This window comes from Kutzneria sp. NPDC052558 (assembly GCF_044547355.1).
Classification (GTDB): Bacteria; Actinomycetota; Actinomycetes; order Mycobacteriales; family Pseudonocardiaceae; genus Kutzneria.
Window position 1 is genome coordinate 254,563 of record NZ_JBIUAG010000010.1, and the last position, 18,471, is coordinate 273,033.

Consider the following 18,471-nt stretch of genomic DNA (forward strand, 5'->3'; position numbering starts at 1 on the left):
GCCAAGGCGAGTTCTCGTCTTGGCCGGCCACTTCGTGCGCACCGCTCAGTGTTCGATGGTGGTGGCCAGGATGTCGGTCAGAGTGGCGTCGTCGACGAGAGAGCCGTCCCAGATCGTGGTGAACCGGGTGATGCGGGACTGCTGAAGTTCGATGGCGATGACACCGTTGCGCACCGGACCGTCCGGACGGACCCATTCGTAGCCGCCGCCGTGGACGCTGCCCACGGTGTGGCGGACGGACGTGCCGAGCCCGTAGGGCAGGAGCGGGAACGAGCGGTCGAGGAAGCCCTTGATGGACTGGCGGCCGACGATGGCGGCGTGCAGGGTGAGGTCTTCGAAGGTGGCGTCCGGGCTGAACAGGGCGGCGGCCGCCGCGGCGTCACCGGCGGCGAAGGCTTCGGACAGCGCCGAGACGACGGCGCGCAGGGCGGCCGGGGACTGCTCGCCGGTGGCCGCCTCGCCGAACTCGGTGGCGAACTGGTCCTGCGGCATGCGGATCGCCGCGGTGGTCTCGCTGCCGAAGTGGCGGCCGTCCCAGTAGTCGACCTGGCGGATGATCTTGCCGTCGCGGAAGTCGAACGGCGCGATGAGGCGGATCTCGTTGCCGAACATCTCGGGGGAGTCGGTGTAGAACACCATCGCGCTGCGGGCATCGCCGAGGATCTTGGTGGCGTACGCGCGGCTGGCGGGCGGCCAGGCGGGCATCACGGGCGCGACGGCTGCCGCCAGTTCCTGCCACGTGGCGAACTTCGCGCCCCGGGTGCCGTCGCCGACCGTCAGGTCGTGTTGCGCGAAGTTGGACAGGAAGCGGTCGGGGTCGCGGGAGGACTTGTCCCGGAACAGGGATGTCACCAGGGCGACCACCTCCGGGGTGGCGCTCGTGGCGTCCACCGCGGGGTCCGCCGAGTCGATGTCCGTGGCGCTGGTCGAGGGGTGGGACATGAGCAAGCCTCCTAGGAACGTTTGATGCTTCAACTGTACATCGGAAGTTTGAAGCGTCAAGTCTTGGGTTAGACTGAGTCATGAGCATCACGCCGCGCTGGCTGGACAGCGACGAACGCCAGGCATGGGACGCCTTCATTGGCCTCCTGCTCAAACTCCCGCACGCCCTCGACGCGGCTGTGCGCAAGCGCACCGGCCTGACGCACTTCGAGTACGCCGTGCTGAGCAACCTGTCCGAGGCCGACTGGCGGACCCGGTCCATGGGTGAGCTTGCCGAGTTCGTCAACGCCTCGCCGTCGCGGCTGTCGCATGTGGTCGCCAAGCTCGAACAGCGCGACCTGGTCCGGCGTTCGGCGTGTCCCACCAGCGCTCGCATCACCCTCGCCACCTTGACCGACGAGGGCGTGGCAGTCGTCGTCGAGGCGGCCCCCCTCTACCTGGAAGCCGTGCGCTCGCTCGTGATCGACGCCCTGGAGCCCGCTCAGCTCCCTCATCTGACCGCCATCTCCACCAGCCTGCTCGAGAACCTGGCGAACAATCCCGTGTAGATCGCGCGGGCTGTCCAGCGCGCGGGTCGACGGGAGTCGACCGCGAGTCCTTCCTCGGTGGTAGTGGTTGACATTTGGTCAGCGACCAACTCTACTAACGGAGTTGGTCGCCGACCAAGTCTGAGGGGTGGGCGTGGTGCTGGGGGCGGTGCTCCGTCTGGACATCGATGTCCAGACGGCGACGTGCGACATCCGTTCACTGATCAATTTACGGTGAAATTGACCTTCAAGTACGGGAGATGGTTGTGTCGTCAATCGAGTTTCGAGTGGCCAAGAGTATTGCGCCGAGCGACAACAGCACGAGTGTGGTGATTCCGCCGACGGGGAGTCCTCAATTTTCTCTGAAGGGTTTGGACCTGGCCCGCTACGTCGATGTTCCTTTTGCGGAGCACTCGCACAGGTCTCTGCTGCTCGACCTGTTGGTCCCTGTCGGGCCCGGCCCGAAGCCGTTGGTTGTCTATGTCACCGGCGGCGGATTTGTGGACGCCGACAAGGGGAACGCGCAGCACCTGCGCACGTGCCTGGCTGAAAGCGGATTTGCGGTGGCCAGCATCCAGTACCGCACCGTGGGGGAGGGGGCGGTATACACCGACGGGATCGCGGATGTCCAGGATGCCGTCGCGTTCCTGCGTGCGAAAGCCGAGGATTTCGGGTTCGATGGCGCCCGGGTCGGTCTCCTGGGGGAGTCGGCGGGAGGCTATCTCGTCACCATGGCCGGCCTGGAGCACACGCCCGGTGTGCAGGCCGTTGTGAACAAGTTCGGCATCGTCGACTTCGGGACCATCGCCGAGGATTACGATGCGGACATGCAGGCTGCCCTGGACGGGGCGGACTACCCGTTGGCGCTGTACCTGCACGGCAAGGGCACGGGAAAGACCGTGCACGACCTGGTCCCCGACGCCAGTCCGCTCAACCACATCACCGACGAGGCGCCCGCGTTCCAGATCTGGCATGGCACGGCCGACTGCATCATCTCGCCGTCGCAGACGCTTCGGCTGCACAACGCACTTCGCGAAGCCGGGGTGGACAGCACTCGCTATGTGCTGGACGGGGCCGATCATGGCGATGTGTCGGCCCTGCTGGGCCGCCCGGACGAGGCGCTGCCGTGGTACACCGAGCAGGTCGTCGGGCTGACCGTCGACTTCTTCCGCAAACACCTTGAGAACTGACCTGCCGCTTCGAGGTCGATCGAGCGTAGCTCTCGTTGACGCCACCGGCCGTGACCGTACGTCCACTGTGGACGTACGGTCACGGCGGGAACCCAGCCCTGCTTGAGCTCGGCGAGGCCGACCACCCGCACCCATGCCAAGGTGCTGGTGTCCGACCTCCGAGCGGCCGTCGCCCGTCGCGGCCCCGACGGCACCGCCACCGTGTTGGTCACCGATCTCCTCCACGCCAGCCCGAGTTCACCGCCCTTTGGCACACCGGCGACGTCGCCGTCCGCCGCGGCGACCGCGAACGCGTCGTCCACCGCGGAGACGGCGCGACCGCCTGACGGCCGAGTCGTGCAGGACCGGGACCGTGTCCGGGCTCAGCGAGAATGCGTCGCGCCTGGCGAACCCCGAGGGCCATACCGCGATTGTCCGGATGAGTCAACCTCAACTGCGCCGCGGACTGTGAACAAGAGTCTTTGACGACCGTCGTGGGTGAATGTAGGTTCGGGGCGTCTGGCTCGACTGTCCACGGTGGAATCTGCCTGGCCTGTGCTTGGCTGCTGGTCACGCGGTTGCGTGACGCGGCCGGAGGGGTGGGTAATGTCTGTCTCGCAGGATGAGAGAACGCTGCGCCCGTCGGACGACCCGGGGGCGGATCCGGGCGCCCTGCGGATATCCCTGCTGGGGCCGGTGCGCGCGTGGCGGGCCGGCGACGAGGTCGAAATCGGTTTCGCCCAGCGCAAAGCGGTGTTGGCGATGCTGGCGTTGCAGGCGGGCCGCTCGGTCAGCAGGAGCGAGCTCGTGGACGCCGTCTGGGGAGACGAGCCACCCGCGAGCGCACAGGGCGGCATTTACACGCACATTTCCGCCCTGCGCGCGGTGCTCGAGCCGGACCGGCCGTCTCGCTCCGAGGGAACGCTGCTCACGTCGGCGGGGTCGGGCTACCGGCTGACGCTGCCCGCCGGCGTGGTCGATGTCGATTCGTTTCAGCGGCTGCGCGATGACGCGAGGGCGTGCCGCAACAACCGCGACGTCGACGGCGAGCTCGCCGCACTCGATGCCGCGCTGGCGCTGTGGCGTGGCGACGCGCTGGACGGAGTTCCCGGTCCCTTCGCGGCCAGGCAGCGGACCCGGCTCACCGAACTGAAGCTCGACGCGGTCGAACGGCGTGCGCGCATTCTGCTCAACGCGGGCCGGCCGTACCCGCTGATCGACGGGCTGCACGAGCTCACGGTCAAGCACCCGCTGCGGGAAGGCCTGCACGGGCTCCTGATGCTGGCCCTGTACCTGACCGGCCGGCGGCAGGCCGCCATCGGCGCCTTCCACCGGATGCGCCACGCGACGATCGAGAGCCTCGGCACGGAACCCGGCCCGGCGCTGACCGCGCTGCACGCCAAGATCGTGCGTGACGACCCGGTGCTGCGGTGGACCGTCGACGGCGTGCCCGGCGTGACCCGGCCGATCCCGCTGGTCACCAAGACGCCGCGGACCGCCGCGCGCCGCCTGATCGGCCGGGAGACGGAGACCGCGGCGGTCCGCACCGCGGTCACTGCGCTGGGCCGGGGGACCGGTGGCGTCGTGTGGCTCGAAGGCGAGCAGGGCATCGGCAAGACGGCGGTGCTGAGAGAGGCGCTTGCCAACACCCGCGGGTGCCAGCTCGCCTGGGCCGCCGCCGACGAGCTCGGGCAGGCCGTACCCCTCCGGGTGCTGGTCGAAGGTCTGGACGTGACCAGGTTGTCGCCGGACCCGCGCCGGGCCGCGCTGGCCGCCGCCGTCCGTGAGCTCGAATCCTCGTCCACCGCTGAGGAGCCGGCCGAGGGCCTCATCGCGCTGGTCCACCAGTTGTGCGCGGACGGGCCGCTGATCTTGGTGGTCGACCAGCTGCACTGGGCGGACTCGATGAGCCTGCACGTGGTGCGGCGCCTGGCCGCCGAGACCGCGAGACTGCCGCTGCTGCTCATCACCGCGCTCCGGCCGGTGCCCAGTCGGGCGGAGGTCGACCGGACGCGCCTGGCCCTGCGGCCGCACGCCCAGGTGATCGCGCTCGGGCCGTTGCCCGACGCCGCGGTCGAGGAGCTGGTCGCCACGGCCGTCGAGGCCGTCCCCGGGCCGGGCCTGCGGGGGCTGGCCCCGCAGGCGGCGGGAAACCCTTGGCTGCTCGAGGTTCTCGTCGAGCAGCTGGTCAGTGTCGGAGCGGTGGTGACCGACCGTGGCCGGGCCGACATCAGGAACCGCAAACCGCAGCCGAACCAGTGCTCGATCGTCGACGTGATCCAGGACCACATGCAGACCGTGCCCGAACCAGTGCGGGAGCTGCTGGGCTGGGCGTCGCTGTGCGGCGACGCGTTCACCCTCGTGGAGATCACCGCGGCCCTCACGATGCCCGCGGACGAGGTGTCCGCCGCGCTGGCCGAGGCCGTCACGGGCGGTTACCTGCGGTCGTGCGGCGGCGAGTTCTCGTTCCGGCACAAGATGATCCAGCGCGCCTACTACGGCCGGTACACCTCGGCGGTCCGAGGCTCCCTGCACCGCCAGCTCGCCGAGGCGTGGGCCGCCGTCGACACGCCGCCGGAGCGGGTGGCCGAGCAGCTGATGCTCGCGCCGATCGACAACAGTTCCTGGCTCGACGACTGGTTGACCGCCAACTCCGCCGCGCTTGCGGTGCGGGCTCCGCGGCTGGCTTCGGCCCTGACCAGCCGAATCCTGTCCTCGGACGCGCTGTCGGCCGCGCGCAGGAACACGTTCTCCGTGTCGCTGGACAAGCCCGCGGCGTGGCGTGAGGACGGCTCGGACTTCAGCCGGGACCTGTGCGCCCGGTACTGGCGCGGACAGTGGGAGGAAGCGCTCACCGCGCTGACCGAGCTGCGGCTGACCCACGGCACCGTCGCGCTGATCTGCGCCCATCGCGGCAACACGGACGAAGCCGCTGCCCAACTGGACCTCGTGGCGCCGGATCCTGAGGGCCGGCGGGAGTCCGGCACGGTGATCGCGGCGCGGGCGCTGCTCGCCGAACAGCGTGGCGAACCGGGCGAGGCCTGCGAGCTGCTCGCGGAACTGCTCGATCCGGCGGAGGACCGCGTCCGCTGGCTTCCCTGGCTGGTCCGCCTGGCCGTGGAACAGGGGTTCGACGCCATCGCCCAGCGTGCCGTCACGGCGGCCGAGAACGGCCCACGGACGACTGCGCGGCACTGCCGCGCGCTGCTCGACCGGGATCCCGACGCGGTGCTCGCCGTGGCCGAGGAACATCGGCGGGCCGGCTGGGAGTTCGCCTACGCGCAGGCGGCGGAGGACGCCGCGGTCCTGCTCGCCGGGCAGGGCCGGCCGGAGGACGCGGCGACCGCGCTCGACGCCGCGGGGAGGTGCTTCACCCGACTGCGGGCCGGCTGGGACGTGCGGCGCGCCGAGTCGCGCCGCGATCGGGTGGCCGACCGTGTTTGACACGCTGTTCCGGATCGATCTCCTGGGCGATGTGCGGGCCCGGCTGGAGCACCAGGAGGTCCAGCTCGGCCCCCCGCGGCAGCGGGCGGTCTTCGCCGTGCTCGCCGACCACCTCGGCCAGCTCGTCACCCGGGACGAGCTGATCCACAGCGTGTGGGGAGCCACGCCGCCCGCGAGCGCCGACGGCAACGTGCACACCTACATCTCCGGCCTGCGCCGGGTCCTGGAACCGGAGCGGGCGCGCTGGTCCGGTGGCGAGATGCTGGTGTCCGAGCCGCCCGGCTACCGGCTGCGGCTGCCGCGCGCCAGCACCGACCTCGCCGCATTCCACCGCCTGCGGGACCGGGCGGGCGAGCGGCAGGCGGCGGATGATCACGAAGGAGCGGTGCAGCAGCTGGATTCCGCCCTCGCGTTGTGGCGCGGCGAGGCGTTCGGCGGTGTGCCCGGCCCGTTCGCCGAACGGCGCCGCGCCGAGCTCGGCGAGGAACGCCTCGCCGTGGTGGAGCTGCGCGTCCAGAACCTGCTCGCGCTCGGCGAGCACAGCGACCTGGTGCCCGAACTCGAGGCGCTGGCGCACGAACACCCGCTGCGGGAATCGGTGTGGGAGTCGCTGATCGTCGCGTTGCAGCGCGGCGGACGCCGGATGGAGGCGCTGGACCGGATCGCGCACCTGCGCGACATCCTGCGCAAGCAGCTCGGGGTCGAACCCGGCGCGCCGATCCGCCGGCTGCACCAGCAACTGCTCGCCGGCGATCCGGCCCTCGCGATGCCGGAGCCGAACATCGGCCGCCGGGCGAAGGCCGACCTGCTCTCGACCGTGCCCGAGGGGGTCGCCCGGCCGCAGCTGGTGGGGCGGGACCTCGAAACCGCGAAACTGTGCTCGCACGTCAACGAGGTCCAGGCCAGGCGTGGGCGTGCGGTGCTCGTGGAAGGTGCGACGGGGGTGGGCAAGTCGGCGCTGCTGACCTCGATCGACCCGAGCCGCTGCCATCTCGCGTGGGCGGTGGCGGGCGAGCGCGGGCCGGAGCCGCTCGGCGTGCTGAGTCGGGCGCTCGGCCTCGGGCCGGCCGCCTCGATCACCGCGAACGATGTGCTCCGGCGCGTCGAGCAGTTGTGTGTCACCGCGTCGCTGGTGCTCGTGGTGGACGACCTGCACGAGGCCGACGAGGCCAGTCTGCTCGTGTGGGATCAGCTGTCCGTGGCCAGCAGATCGCTGCCGCTGCTGCTGATCGCGACGTCACCGTCCGATGTGGACAGTGCGGCGTTCGCCCGGCTGCGGCGCGGCATGGCCGCCCGCGAGGACGTCATCGTGCCGTTGCGGCCGTTGAGCCTGGCCGCCTCCGCCCAGCTCGTCCGTCAGGTCGTCGGCGTGCCGCCGGGGCCGGCGCTGCGGGCGCTGATCACCACCGCGCTGGGCAACCCGCTGGTGTTGCGGCAGACGATCGCGACACTGGTCCGCGACAACGCCGTCCGCATCGGCGACGGCGTCGTCGACCTGTGCGACGGCGTCGGCTCGGCGTCGGCCGAACGTGTGCTCGTGGCGTCGATGACCGCCCGGCTGGCCCGGTTGTCCGGCTCGACGCTGGAGACATTGCGCGTGGCCGCCGTGCTCGGCATGCGGTTCACCACCGCCGAGCTCGCCGCCGTCGTCGGCCGGCAGCCGTCACAGCTGCTCGACGTGCTGGACGAGGCGATCCGCGCGAAGGTGCTCGCGCACGTCGGCCAGCGCCTGACCTTCGCCCATCCGCTGCAACGCCGAGCGCTCTACGACGGCACCCCGCCGGATGTGCTGCCGACATTGCACCGCCGGGCCGCTCGGTCGCTGGCCGACGCGAGGGCGCGGGTCGAGCGAGTCTGCGACCAGCTCGCTGCGGTCAGCGACGGGCAGCTGGAGCCATGGGTGGTGGACTGGCTGGTGGCCAACGACGACGAACTCGCCGCCTGCGCCTGCCTGCCCATGTTCTGGATCCTCAACCAGGCCCTGGACACCTGCCCGGCCGAGCATCCGCACCGCGGTGTGGTGGTGGCGATGCGGGCCCGCTTCTTCGGCCGGCTCGGCGCCTGACGATCAGATGACGCCGGCCCGCATGGCGTGGGCGACGGCGTGCGGCCGGCTGCGCGCCCGCAGCCGGGTGGTGATCACGGAGATTATCTTCTTCACGGTCCGCTCCGAACAGCACAGGCTGTGGGCGATCTCGGTGGTGTCGAGCCCGTCCGCCATCATCCGCAGCACTTCGACCTGCCTCGGCTCCAGGTTCGCGCCGACCAGCCCGCTCGGCTCCAGCAGCTCCCGGTGGAGCCGCTCGGCGTGCTCGACGAGCTGCCCGAGCAGGTTCGGCGGCAGGGCCGCCCCGCCGGCCGCCGCGCACCGCACGGCGTGGGCCATGCGGCCGTCGACGGCGGCGGCCCTCGGCAGGATCGACACGACCCGGCAGTCCAACGCCGCCAGCAGGTCGCCGTCCTTGAGCTGGTTGACCAGCAGCACCACCGGTCTGCGGACCTCGGCGGCGGTGGCGCGCATCGCCTGCACCTCGCCGGCCGACAGCCGTTCGAACGCGGCCACGACGACGTCCGCCCGCGACTGCTGCGGCGGCGGCAGCAGGACCAGACCCGGCTCCGCCGCGAGACAGCTGGACACGCCCGCCTTCGTGATCGGATCAAGCGCGCACACGCTGACCTGCACGTCTTTCATGTGCCACTCCTGTTGTTCGGCCGGCCGAGGAGAAGTGTGGCGGCCCGGACTTCACGTGGTCTCCGGCGGCAGGTCGATCCAGTCGCCGGCCGCGGTCGGCACCGAGATCCCCGAGTCGAGCTTCTTCGGCTTGAGCGCGCTCGCGATCGCCGCCTTCCACGCCGACTGGTTGCGCGCCTGATCAGCCTGCTGCACCTCGGCGAACCGGACTATGCCCTCGGTGTCGATCAGAAACGTGCCGCGCCGGGCGACGCCGGCGGCGTCGTTGAACGTGCCGTAGGTCGTGGCCACCTCGCCGTGCGGCCAGAAGTCCGACAGCAACGGGAACGGGTACTTCTGCTTCTGCGCCCACTGGTCCAGGCAGAACGGCGAATCCACCGAGACGCCGAGCACCTGCACGTTGTAGTTGCGGTACACCTCGATCTCGTCGCGGATCTGACACAGCTCTCCCTTGCAGATGGGAGTGAACGCGCGCGGGTAGTACACCAGCAGCACACTCTTGTCGCCGATGAACGAGGACAACGTGACCGGCTTGAGCTTGTTGTCCTCCAAGGTGAAATCGGGCGCCCGCGAGCCGACTTCCAATGCCATGGTCTGCCTCCTTGCTCCGTGCCGCTACGACGAGGCCGCGCGGCCGACGACCGACTGACGCACCTTCTCGACATCGAGCGCCCGGGCCTGCCGAATCACGTCGGCGAGCGCCTGCGCGCTCAGCGAACCCTCGTGCACGAAGATCAACGCGCCCGCGCGCATCACCGCGACGGTCGGAATGGTCTTGATGTTGAACGCCGCGCCCAGCTCCAGCTGCTCGTCGGCGTCGACCGAGGCGAACACGACGTCGTCGTACGAGGCGGCGGCGTCGCGGAAGACGTCGGTGAACGCCTGGCACGGACTGCACCACTCGGCGGAGATGTCGATGACCATCACGTCGCTGGTCCGGCTCAGCTCCTGGAACGTGGACACGTCCAGCGCGATCACCTCGCGGTTGTTGCCGTTCGTCATGGCTGACCGTCCCTGTGGCTGTGTCGTGTCCGTCATACCGTCACCGGCTCGGCGACCTGCTCGACCCGCTGCATCACGTACGCGATCAGCTGCAGCAGGGTCTGCCGCACCTCGCCCCGGTCGCGCGCGTCGCAGCGCAGCACCGGGATGCTCGGGTTGATCGCCATGGCCCGCCGCACGTGTTCGAGCGGGTGGTGCAGGATTCCGTCGAAGGTGTTCACGCCCACGACGTAGGGAATCTTGCGGTTCTCGAAGAAGTCGATGGAGCTGAACGAGTCGGACAGCCGCCGGGTGTCGGCCAGCACCACCGCGCCGAGCGCGCCGCGCACCAGGTGGTTCCACATGAACCAGAACCGTTCCTGGCCGGGCGTGCCGAACAGGTAGAGCAGGAGATCGTCGTCGAGTGCGACGCGGCCGAAGTCCATCGCCACCGTGGTCGCCACCTTGTCCGGAATCCGGGTGGTGTCGTCCAGCTCGTTGCTGACGGCCGTCATCATCGCCTCGGTCGTCAGCGGCGCGATGTCGGACACCGCGCCGACGAACGTCGTCTTGCCCACCCCGAACCCGCCGGCGACCACGATCTTCGTGGAGGTCACCGTGCCGGACTTCTTCATGGGACCGAACTCAAGCCTCTTCATCTCGCGTTCCTCTCTGTCCGGTCCCGTCAGTTCGAAGCGGAACCGGCGGACACCGCCGCCGCGTCGTCCGCCCGTTCGCCGGGGGTGAGCTGGCGGCCGAACCGATCCACGAGCAGCGCCATCTCGTAGGCGATCTGGCCGATGTCGTAGCCGGGATCGGCCAGGATGCTCAGGCACGACCCGTCGCTGATCGCCATGAGCAGCATGGTGCCCGCGTCCATCTCGACGATGGTCTCCCGGACGTTGCCCGCCTCGAAGCAGCGCGCCGCGCCGTCGGTGAGGCTCAGCAGTCCTGAGGACACCGCGGCGAGCTGGTCGGCCCGGTCCTCGGGAAGCGTGCGCGAGGCGGCGATGAGCAGACCGTCCGCGGACACCGTGATGCCGTGCGCCGCGCCGGGCACGCGGTCCACGAAGTCGTTGATGAGCCACGAGCACTCGGTGACGAGCTCCTCGTAGGTCATGGCTTCCTGATTCGACTCTCCGCTCATTGTGTTGCCTTCCTGTCCAGCACGGTCCAACCGCCCGCGTGCTCCTGCTTGCCGCGCATCCGGTCCTCTTGTTCCTTGGCTTTCCGCACACCCAGCTGATAACTGGACAACCGTCGCCGCATGTGCGCCGGGTCGCGCTCGACCGCCCTGATCTGCGTCGGCGCGTCCGGAGGTGGCTCGCCGCCCGCGATGGCCTGTTGCAGGTGTGTGCCCTGCCGTCGCATCGGCAGCCCGTCTTCGGTGTATGTGTAGGAGTTCGTCTCCGACTCGGCCGGCCGGCCGTTCTCGCCGGGCGGCGAGGTCCCCGCCGGTGGCGAGGGGTCGTCCGCCGCGCCCCGGGCCCTGAACCATCGGGAGGCCACTCGCGCGTCTCGGTCGTCGTCCTGGAGGGCGGGTTCGCGAAGGGGTGTCGGCACGAGTTCGTCGGGATCCTGCGCCTCGGTCCGTACGGCCGACGGCTCGCCGGCCCGGTCGACGAGCGCCCTCGGCGGCTGCTCGTTCGGGGCCACGGTGGCTTGTTCGGCCGCGCGTCCGCCGGGCACCCGCACCGGCAGGTCCACCGGCACGTCCGCGTGCGTCCGCTCGATGCGTTCGGCGTCGGAGACCGCCGAGACCCGGCGCCCACGCGCGGTGTCGCGTTCGGTCCGCCACGCCTGAGACGTGCTGTACCAGGACGACATCTGGCGTGGGGTCGAGGGGGCCTCCCGCACGGCGCGAGCGGCGGCGGGACGCCGCAGGCTCGTCGTGACCGCCACCGCGGACCCGCCGAGCTTGCCTCGCTTCGCGCCGCGGCCGGCCCTCCTGGAGTCGCCGGGCAGCATCGCGCGCACCGCGTCCTCCTCCAGCAGCACCGAACTGGGCACCGACACGAGCGCCGAGACGCCCTCGACGTCGTCGCCGCCGAACAGCTCCACCTTGAAGCCGTTGCGACCGGCGAGCCGGCCGACCACGAACAGGCCGACCCGGCGCGACCGGGCGATCTCCACCGACCCCAGCCTCGTCAGCTGCTCGTTCACCCGGTGGATGTCCTTGTCGGACATGCCGATTCCGTTGTCGAACACGCCGATCGACAGCCCTTGGCGCCGCCCGAGCTCGGCGTTGATGGTTACCTCCTTGTCCGGAGGGCTGAATGTCGTGGCGTTGTCCAGCAGCTCGGCGATGATCCGGATGAGATCTCCGGCCGCGGTGTTGGAGATCCGCACCGACGGCGTGCCGAGCACCCGGATCTTCTGGTACTTGTCCACCTCCGACATCGCCGCGCGGAACACGTCGGCGATCGTCACCGGGTTCTTGGTGGCCCGAACCAGTTCGGTTCCGGCCAGCACCAACACGTTCTCGCTGTGGCGGCGCATCCGCGTCATGAGGTGGTCGAGCTGGAAGAACAGGTGCATGTCCTCGGGCGACCGGTTGCCCTGCTCCAACCGCTCGATCACCTGCAACTGCCGCTGTAGCAGGCTCTGCGTGCGGCGGAACATGTTGACGAACACCTCGGAGTAGCCCAGCCGCAGGTCCTCGTGCTCCGCCGCCATCCGCAACGCGGTCGCGCAGGCGTCCTCGATCCGGCCGGTCAGCCGGGCGAGCCCGGCGTCCGAGAAGACCGGCAGCTGCCTGCGGAATCCCTCGATGTCCCGGCTCCGGACGGCTTCGGCCAGCATCTCGGTCAGCGGCTGTCCCGCGAGCGAGTCGATCTCGCCGCGCAGCGTGGCGTTCGAGCTCGCCAGCCTTCGCTGGCACACGACGATCACCGCGCCCGCGCCGAGACCTCCGACCGCGGTCAGCAGGGCCGCCGGCCACAGCCACCCGCCGTGCAGAAGCACAGCCATGGTCATGAGGATCACCACCGCGACCGGCACGACCACGAGAACGGCGATTCCGATGCTCGGCGGCGCCGACCCCGACTGCCTGCCCATGGTGCCTCCCTTCTCCGCGCTCATCGGGCGTCGGAAAGTCGGTCGAGCCCCGAATAGACGCGCCGCAGCAGATCCAGCGACGGCAGACCGGCCACAGTGGACATCGTCCGGTGCACGCGCAGGTATCCCCTGTCGATGCTTTCGCTGACGATCGTGCGGGTCAGCCCGAGCGGCGCCGAGATCGCCACCGCGACCTCGGCGACCGACTGCGGCACCACACACACCCGGCAGATGTGCCGCTGGTCCTCCGTCAGTTCCCTGACCGGCAGGGACGCGTACGGACGGGTGAGCTCGACCAGCGTCTCGAACTCGAGCTCGTGCCCGACCTCGGCCCGGCCGTTCGACCGCACGTACGGCCGGATGATCGCGGAATCCTCCAACTCGGGCGCCGGCTCGGGCTCCGGCTCGGTCGCCGCCAGTCCGTTCGACGGCATCAGGCACCCCTTGCGCAAGCCCACGCCGTCCTCCTCCAGCAGCACCTTGATCGGCACCAGCTCGGTCAGCGCCTCGACGACGATCGCGCCCTGGGACCCGCCGTCGGAATCCTCGGTGGGGGCCCGGTCCCGGAAGTCGTGCTCGGCCCACTCGCGGTAGTCGGCCCAGCCGCCGTACCGAACCGGGTCGGGTGGGATGGTGTTGCGTTGGCTCGGCGGGGTCGGGGACCGTTGCCACGACGCCGCTGTCTCCCGGTGCGTCATCTGCCCTCCGTCGCGTGATCGGTTCGCATGCCCGTCCCCGGCCCGGACAGTGGCCACTTGGCGTCGAATCCGTTCGCGGGAACCGGCGCCAGCAGTCTTCGCTGCGGTTCCCGGTAGGGCAGCGCAACGGTGACCTGCAAGGGATGCGGTGAGTCCGCGGTGAGGACCGGGACCACGGTGGTGAGCGAGGAGAAGTTGGGCGCCTGTGCGACCGCGACCGCGAGAAAGCCGACCAGCGCGAGCGTGGCGAGGAGCATGAACGTCTTCGGGTGCACGACGGACTCCCTTCCGCTATCGCCGGCCGGCCAGTTGCGCGGGCCGCGGGCGCGCCCCCGCGGTCACCAGTGCCTTGTTCTGCAACTCCTTGGCGTAGTTCAGGACGGCCGCCGAGCGGTCGAAGCCGATGACGCCGGCCAGCTCCCCCTCGAGCAGATAGCCGGTCAGCGACCGCTCCGAAGTGGACGCCGGGTCGAGCGAGACGCGTTCGGTGCCGACCGCGGGCATGCCCGCCGCCTGGATGCGCAGGCCGTGCTGCTCCGACCAGAACCGGGGGATCGGGGTGAACGGCGAGGCCGACTCCCGCCCGCTCAACAGGCTTTCCGCCGCGGCCCGGCCCATCTCGATCGCGTTCGTCCAGTGTTCGACCCGCCGCGGCGTGGTGTCGAACCGCAGGTTCGGCCAGGACGCGACGTCGCCGGCGGCGACCACGTCCTCCATTCCCCGGACATGGCAGGTGCTCTCGCACACCACGCCGTTGTCCAGCGTGGCCCCGGAGTCCCGCAGCCACGACACGGCCGGGGCGGATCCGATCGCGACGATCACGCAGGCGGCGCTCAGGCTTCGCCCGCTGGACAGCAGCAGATCGATCCGCGCCGAGCCCGCGGCCCATGACTCCACCTTCACCCCGAGTTCCAGCCGGACCCGGTTGCGCCGGTGCAGATCCGTCAGCCGCGTCGCCAGGTCGCTGTCGAGCAGGTTGCTCATCAGCGCACTCGCGCGGCCCACGACCGTGACCGGGTGGTCCATGTGGCGCAGACTCGACGCCACTTCGCAGCCGATGAAGCCGGTGCCGATCACCACGACCTGCTCGCGGGAGCCGTCCAGCAGCTGACGCAGGCGTCGGGTGTCGGCGCGGGTGCGGATCACGGCGGCGCGCGGATGCCCGTTGAGGCCACCGGGATGTCGGCGCGGCTCGACCCCGCTGGCGATGATCAGCCCGTCGTAGTCGAGCTCCTCGCCACCGGGCAGATGCACGATCCGGCGGCGCGAATCCAGCTGGGAGACCGAGGTGTTCAGCCGCCAGGTCGCGTCCAGGTCGTCGGCCGGCGCGGTCAGGACGTCCTTGGCCGCCAGCTCGCCGGTGAGGAACTGCTTGGACAGCGACGGGCGGTGCACCGGCAGCGTCGGCTCGGCGCCGATGATGACGATCTCGCCGTCGAACCCGAGCTCCCGTAACCGTTCCGCCGAACACAGGCCGGCGATGCCCGCCCCGACGACGACGATCCGCGGCAAGTCGCTCATGATGCCTTCCCCGTGACCTCGATTGCCCGCATGGGGCAGGACCTGGCGGCCGAGAGCACGTCCAGATTCCGCGACACCTCGGGGCTCTGCCGGTAGGCGAGCCGCCCGTCCTCGCGCAGCTGGAACACGTCCGGCGCCTCTGACTGGCAGAAGCCGTAGCGGTGGCAGCGCTGGTTGTCGACGCTGACGCTCAGCGGCTCCGCCTTGTCGATCGGCTTCACCGCGGCGGTGTCGCTGTCGATGAGGCCGATCCGCGCCAGCGCCCTGGTCGGCAGGAACCTGACCGCGGCCAGCGTGAGCGCCGGGGCGGACACCGTGATGCCGGCCAGCCACAGCAGCTCGAAGTTGGCGTTGGCCCAGGCGCCCCACCACGCGTGGGCGACGGCGAGGGTGAAGACCACATACGCGGTCTGGTGGAACCGCAACCAGTTCCGGTAGCGGAACACCCGGTGCATCCCCGCGGTCACGATGATCGCCACCAGCAGGTCGAAGGCGATGATGCCGATCGCGTGCCGCAGGTAGCCGTCGAGAAACGGGATGAACACCTGCGCCCCGACCACGAGCTGCTCGTCCAGGAACCAGAACCCGAAGGCGTGCACCGCGGCCGTGGCCAGGGTGAAGGTGGCGAGCATGGAGTGTCCGCTGCGCAGCGCGTGGTGGCCGGTGAAGCGCCGGATCCAGCCGGTGGAGGTGAAGATCCCCCAGCACAGCGTCAGGCACAGCGACAGGTAGGACAGTCGTGCGGAGAAGGCGACCACGCTGCGCACACCGGTGTCGTTGCCGGTGTAGCCGGCCGCGATGACCGTCTCATGTAGACTCGTCAGACCCATTGCGGGGCCTCCTCTTCTTCCTCGGCGGCTTCGGCGGGCCGCACTCGCGAGCCCAGCCGGACGAGGACCAGCGTGGCGAGCCCCAGCGCGGCGGCCAGGACGACGCCGAGCCCGACGTCCGTCGGCGACGGCGCCGACTGGTACTGCGCGTCCGTTCCGGAGTGCACGGCCAGCGCGTCGTAGGTCGCGAGCCCGGTGCTCTCCAACAAGGCCATGTGCCGCGAGACGTACTCCGCGGCGATCACCGCCATCGAGCGGATGACGTCGTTCTGCGTCGTGGACCGGACCGTCGTGATGGCCATGTAGACCGTGCCGTGCGCGGCCCTGGTCAGGTTGACGTAGGCCCGGTCGAGTTGGTCGCCGCGGGCCGCCCTGATCTCGTCCAGCCACCCGTTCTGCTGTGGGGTGGGGGCTTGGGGCAGTTGAACCCCGACCCGGGCCGCCGCGGCGACGTCGATCTCGTTCAGGACATGGTGTTCCTGGGCGAGTTGGGCCGCCACCTTGCGCACCGCCGGGTTCGTGCTGCGGCGGGCGACGTCCTCGCTCGCCGGGCCCTCCCACAGGCCGGCCTGGGCCACCGCCACGAGCAGCTTGATGTCGGCCGGGTACAGCGGGCCGTACTGCGAGCTCAGCGTGGTGTCCTTGCGCAGGGCCTCGCCCGGCACCTCGCCGTACCAGCCGCCGGTCGCGGAGACGCCGCAGGAGGCGAGCGTCAGGGTGGCCGTGACGACCAACAGCAGCCGCGTCGCCCGCCGGGCCCACTTCGCGGCACGTGAGAAGCAGGGCATCCGTCCTCCGTTCCGCGAGTTTGCGTCCGACTTCCTGATGGCATCGAGTAGACGCTCAGTGCGCTTTCGATGGAATAGAGATTCCCTCTTTTGTCGCCTCATGGTCCCGATCGTGCCGCTGCTGAAATGTGGGCACAGAAAAAGCGTCTCCGCAGGTCAAACCCTGCGGAGACGCTCATGGTGAAACGTTCTCGAAGTCTATCGACGCATCATGTCACCGCGCCGGCCCTCAACGCATAAGCGACGGCATGTGAGTGGTTGTTCACACCGAGTCTGTGCATCAAACGGTGTAATGTCGTCCGGACGACTCGGTCCGGACATCCGATTCTCGCCGCGATTTCGTCGATAGCCAGCCCATCCGCGACCTGGCCAAGCACGTCGCGTTCGCGCGCGTCCAGCAGGGACATCGACAGGCCGTGCACGTCCAGCACGGTCGACCGCAGCTCGTCGAGCTGGCCCAACAGCGCCGCCTGTAGGTCGGCCGGCAGCAGTGAGACGCCCCTGGTCGCTCCGGTCACGGCGGCGACCAACATCGCCGCGGTGGCCGACGACGCGGGCACGACGCTCTTCACGCCGAGGCGCACCGCCAGCAGCACGCTGTCGGCGTCGAACTGGTCTGTCACTACCACGCACGCCCACCTCGCGCCGCTCCGCTGCCGATTGCTCGCGTGCAGCACGGCGGGCCCCACCGCTCGTTCCGCGAGCACCGTGACATCGACCTCACGGCCGCTGTCCTCGGTGCGAACCTCAAGCTCCGAGCAGGCGCCGAGCATCGCGCCGATCCCCATGCGAACGAGCGGATCCGATGCTCGAACCAGCACCTGAGTCCGGCTCATCGTCCCTCCCTCGCTCGTGGTCCGCCCAGCCTGACTCCACCGACTTCATTTTTTCTCCGAGCGTCTCCGTGGGGCCGTCGAGCACGACGTCGCACGCCCGACGATGGCCCCGATTCCGGATCGCCGCCACCGCCGGGCAACCGGGTGACCAAAGCGGTGATCGCCGCCCGCAGTTCGGTCCGGGCCAGGGTGGCGCCGAGGCAGAAGCGCACACGGTGGCTGAAGCTGAGGTGCGCCGAGGCGTTGGCCCGGGTGATGTCGAGCTGGTCGGACTCGCTGGCAGCGTTGTGGCCTGCTTCGTCATGCGGGAGGCGAACCGGTCCGAGCGCAGCGCGTGGTTCCTCAGGTTCGACGGCTGTAGCCGATCAGAGGCCGAGCGGATCGGGCCGGCCCGTGACGCCGCGAAAGCGCTCGTGAGGATTGCTCACAATCTTGCGCGGGCCGAGGTCGAGCACACCCGCCGGCGGGCCAGGTGATTTGTGGCCGGTCAACCGAATGGCGGTCGGTCCTGCTGCGCCGACGGGCCAGAGGGTGAGCGCGCCGTCGTTGTCGCCGACGGCCGGCAGCGAGCCGGCCTCGGCGATCGACGTCACGGCGGCGTAACGGGCTGACACCGTGCCCAACAGCCGCACCCCCGTTTGGATCGACGCCACCCCTCGTGGGACAACGGCTGTTCCAGCCGCTGGCACGGGAGTGGTCACCGCACTCGGCGACCGGCTATTGCTGGTAACCATGACCACGACCGAGACGACTGCGGCGGCGCTACAGCGGCTGCTGGCCAAGCCGGAGTTCCGGCTGCCGGCCGGTATCACGCCGGTCGAGCGTGAAAAGCAGGCCGGTGACCTGGTCCGGCGGCTACTCGCCGGCCCCGTCGGGATGACGGACGACCTGGCCGGCATTCATTCGGCCGACCTGCTGCCGCTGTTGTCCGCCCGGTTCAACTTGGTCACGGGCTCGCTGACCCGGCGCCTGTGAACGAGAGGGGC

18 protein-coding genes and 1 pseudogene are annotated in these 18,471 nt (G+C 70.2%); 5 read left to right on the forward strand and 14 right to left on the reverse strand.

What is annotated here, in order from left to right:
• Nucleotides 1-45: 45 nt before the first annotated feature.
• The gene (locus tag ACIG5F_RS20190; RefSeq protein WP_396519484.1) at nucleotides 46-942 is read right to left on the reverse strand and encodes a nuclear transport factor 2 family protein; all 897 of its coding nucleotides are present in this window, start codon (nucleotides 940-942) and stop codon (nucleotides 46-48) included.
• Between the two features lie 80 nt (nucleotides 943-1,022).
• Between ACIG5F_RS20190 and ACIG5F_RS20195 the strand changes: the two genes are divergently transcribed.
• The 4 genes from ACIG5F_RS20195 to ACIG5F_RS20210 all read left to right on the forward strand — a co-directional run bounded on the left by ACIG5F_RS20195 (nucleotide 1,023) and on the right by ACIG5F_RS20210 (nucleotide 8,147).
• On the forward strand, nucleotides 1,023-1,490 hold the full coding sequence (locus tag ACIG5F_RS20195; protein WP_396519485.1) for a MarR family winged helix-turn-helix transcriptional regulator: 468 nt from the start codon (nucleotides 1,023-1,025) through the stop codon (nucleotides 1,488-1,490).
• Nucleotides 1,491-1,735: 245 nt separating this feature from the next.
• Nucleotides 1,736-2,659 carry a prolyl oligopeptidase family serine peptidase gene (locus tag ACIG5F_RS20200; protein ID WP_396519487.1) on the forward strand — a complete coding sequence of 308 codons (924 nt, stop codon included), beginning with the start codon at nucleotides 1,736-1,738 and terminating at the stop codon, nucleotides 2,657-2,659.
• A gap of 585 nt (nucleotides 2,660-3,244) precedes the next feature.
• Nucleotides 3,245-6,082, forward strand: a complete 2,838-nt coding sequence (locus ACIG5F_RS20205) for a BTAD domain-containing putative transcriptional regulator (RefSeq protein ID WP_396519489.1) — start codon at nucleotides 3,245-3,247, stop codon at nucleotides 6,080-6,082.
• Nucleotides 6,075-8,147 carry a BTAD domain-containing putative transcriptional regulator gene (locus ACIG5F_RS20210; protein ID WP_396519491.1) on the forward strand — a complete coding sequence of 691 codons (2,073 nt, stop codon included), beginning with the start codon at nucleotides 6,075-6,077 and terminating at the stop codon, nucleotides 8,145-8,147. Before ACIG5F_RS20205 ends, ACIG5F_RS20210 begins: the two co-directional genes overlap by 8 nt.
• Before the next feature lie 3 nt (nucleotides 8,148-8,150).
• On the opposite strand, the gene ACIG5F_RS20215 is transcribed toward ACIG5F_RS20210, so the two are convergent.
• The 13 genes and pseudogenes from ACIG5F_RS20215 to ACIG5F_RS20275 form a co-directional block, all read right to left on the reverse strand.
• The gene (locus tag ACIG5F_RS20215) at nucleotides 8,151-8,774 is read right to left on the reverse strand and encodes a LuxR C-terminal-related transcriptional regulator (protein ID WP_396519493.1); all 624 of its coding nucleotides are present in this window, start codon (nucleotides 8,772-8,774) and stop codon (nucleotides 8,151-8,153) included.
• A gap of 141 nt (nucleotides 8,775-8,915) precedes the next feature.
• Nucleotides 8,916-9,365 (reverse strand): annotated as a pseudogene (locus ACIG5F_RS20220) (peroxiredoxin); the annotation flags it as partial.
• 24 nt (nucleotides 9,366-9,389) lie between these two features.
• Nucleotides 9,390-9,776: a thioredoxin family protein gene (locus ACIG5F_RS20225; RefSeq protein ID WP_396519495.1), complete on the reverse strand. Its 387-nt coding sequence runs from the start codon at nucleotides 9,774-9,776 to the stop codon at nucleotides 9,390-9,392.
• Nucleotides 9,777-9,808: 32 nt separating this feature from the next.
• Nucleotides 9,809-10,414 carry a GTP-binding protein gene (locus ACIG5F_RS20230; RefSeq protein ID WP_396519497.1) on the reverse strand — a complete coding sequence of 202 codons (606 nt, stop codon included), beginning with the start codon at nucleotides 10,412-10,414 and terminating at the stop codon, nucleotides 9,809-9,811.
• Nucleotides 10,415-10,440: 26 nt separating this feature from the next.
• Entirely contained in the window at nucleotides 10,441-10,875 is a 435-nt protein-coding gene (locus ACIG5F_RS20235) for a roadblock/LC7 domain-containing protein (RefSeq protein ID WP_396519499.1), read from the reverse strand.
• Nucleotides 10,876-10,898: 23 nt separating this feature from the next.
• Entirely contained in the window at nucleotides 10,899-12,812 is a 1,914-nt protein-coding gene (locus tag ACIG5F_RS20240; RefSeq protein ID WP_396519501.1) for an ATP-binding protein, read from the reverse strand.
• A 20-nt stretch (nucleotides 12,813-12,832) separates the two neighbouring features.
• Nucleotides 12,833-13,510, reverse strand: coding sequence for a DUF742 domain-containing protein (locus tag ACIG5F_RS20245; protein ID WP_396519503.1), 678 nt, complete (start codon nucleotides 13,508-13,510; stop codon nucleotides 12,833-12,835).
• Nucleotides 13,507-13,785, reverse strand: a complete 279-nt coding sequence (locus ACIG5F_RS20250) for a hypothetical protein (RefSeq protein WP_396519505.1) — start codon at nucleotides 13,783-13,785, stop codon at nucleotides 13,507-13,509. The genes ACIG5F_RS20245 and ACIG5F_RS20250 overlap by 4 nt, the downstream gene beginning before the upstream one ends.
• A 16-nt stretch (nucleotides 13,786-13,801) precedes the next feature.
• The gene (locus ACIG5F_RS20255) at nucleotides 13,802-15,031 is read right to left on the reverse strand and encodes an NAD(P)/FAD-dependent oxidoreductase (protein ID WP_396519507.1); all 1,230 of its coding nucleotides are present in this window, start codon (nucleotides 15,029-15,031) and stop codon (nucleotides 13,802-13,804) included.
• The gene (locus tag ACIG5F_RS20260; protein WP_396519509.1) at nucleotides 15,028-15,861 is read right to left on the reverse strand and encodes a 4Fe-4S domain-containing protein; all 834 of its coding nucleotides are present in this window, start codon (nucleotides 15,859-15,861) and stop codon (nucleotides 15,028-15,030) included. Before ACIG5F_RS20260 ends, ACIG5F_RS20255 begins: the two co-directional genes overlap by 4 nt.
• Complete coding sequence (locus ACIG5F_RS20265; protein WP_396519511.1) at nucleotides 15,852-16,649, reverse strand: DUF4142 domain-containing protein; 798 nt, start codon at nucleotides 16,647-16,649, stop codon at nucleotides 15,852-15,854. Before ACIG5F_RS20265 ends, ACIG5F_RS20260 begins: the two co-directional genes overlap by 10 nt.
• Before the next feature lie 209 nt (nucleotides 16,650-16,858).
• Nucleotides 16,859-17,437: a LuxR C-terminal-related transcriptional regulator gene (locus tag ACIG5F_RS20270; RefSeq protein ID WP_396519513.1), complete on the reverse strand. Its 579-nt coding sequence runs from the start codon at nucleotides 17,435-17,437 to the stop codon at nucleotides 16,859-16,861.
• Between the two features lie 413 nt (nucleotides 17,438-17,850).
• Nucleotides 17,851-18,108: a hypothetical protein gene (locus ACIG5F_RS20275; protein ID WP_396519514.1), complete on the reverse strand. Its 258-nt coding sequence runs from the start codon at nucleotides 18,106-18,108 to the stop codon at nucleotides 17,851-17,853.
• A 109-nt stretch (nucleotides 18,109-18,217) separates the two neighbouring features.
• Here ACIG5F_RS20275 and ACIG5F_RS20280 point away from each other — a divergent pair, with 109 nt between their 5' ends.
• Nucleotides 18,218-18,460 carry a hypothetical protein gene (locus ACIG5F_RS20280; protein WP_396519516.1) on the forward strand — a complete coding sequence of 81 codons (243 nt, stop codon included), beginning with the start codon at nucleotides 18,218-18,220 and terminating at the stop codon, nucleotides 18,458-18,460.
• Nucleotides 18,461-18,471: the final 11 nt, after the last annotated feature.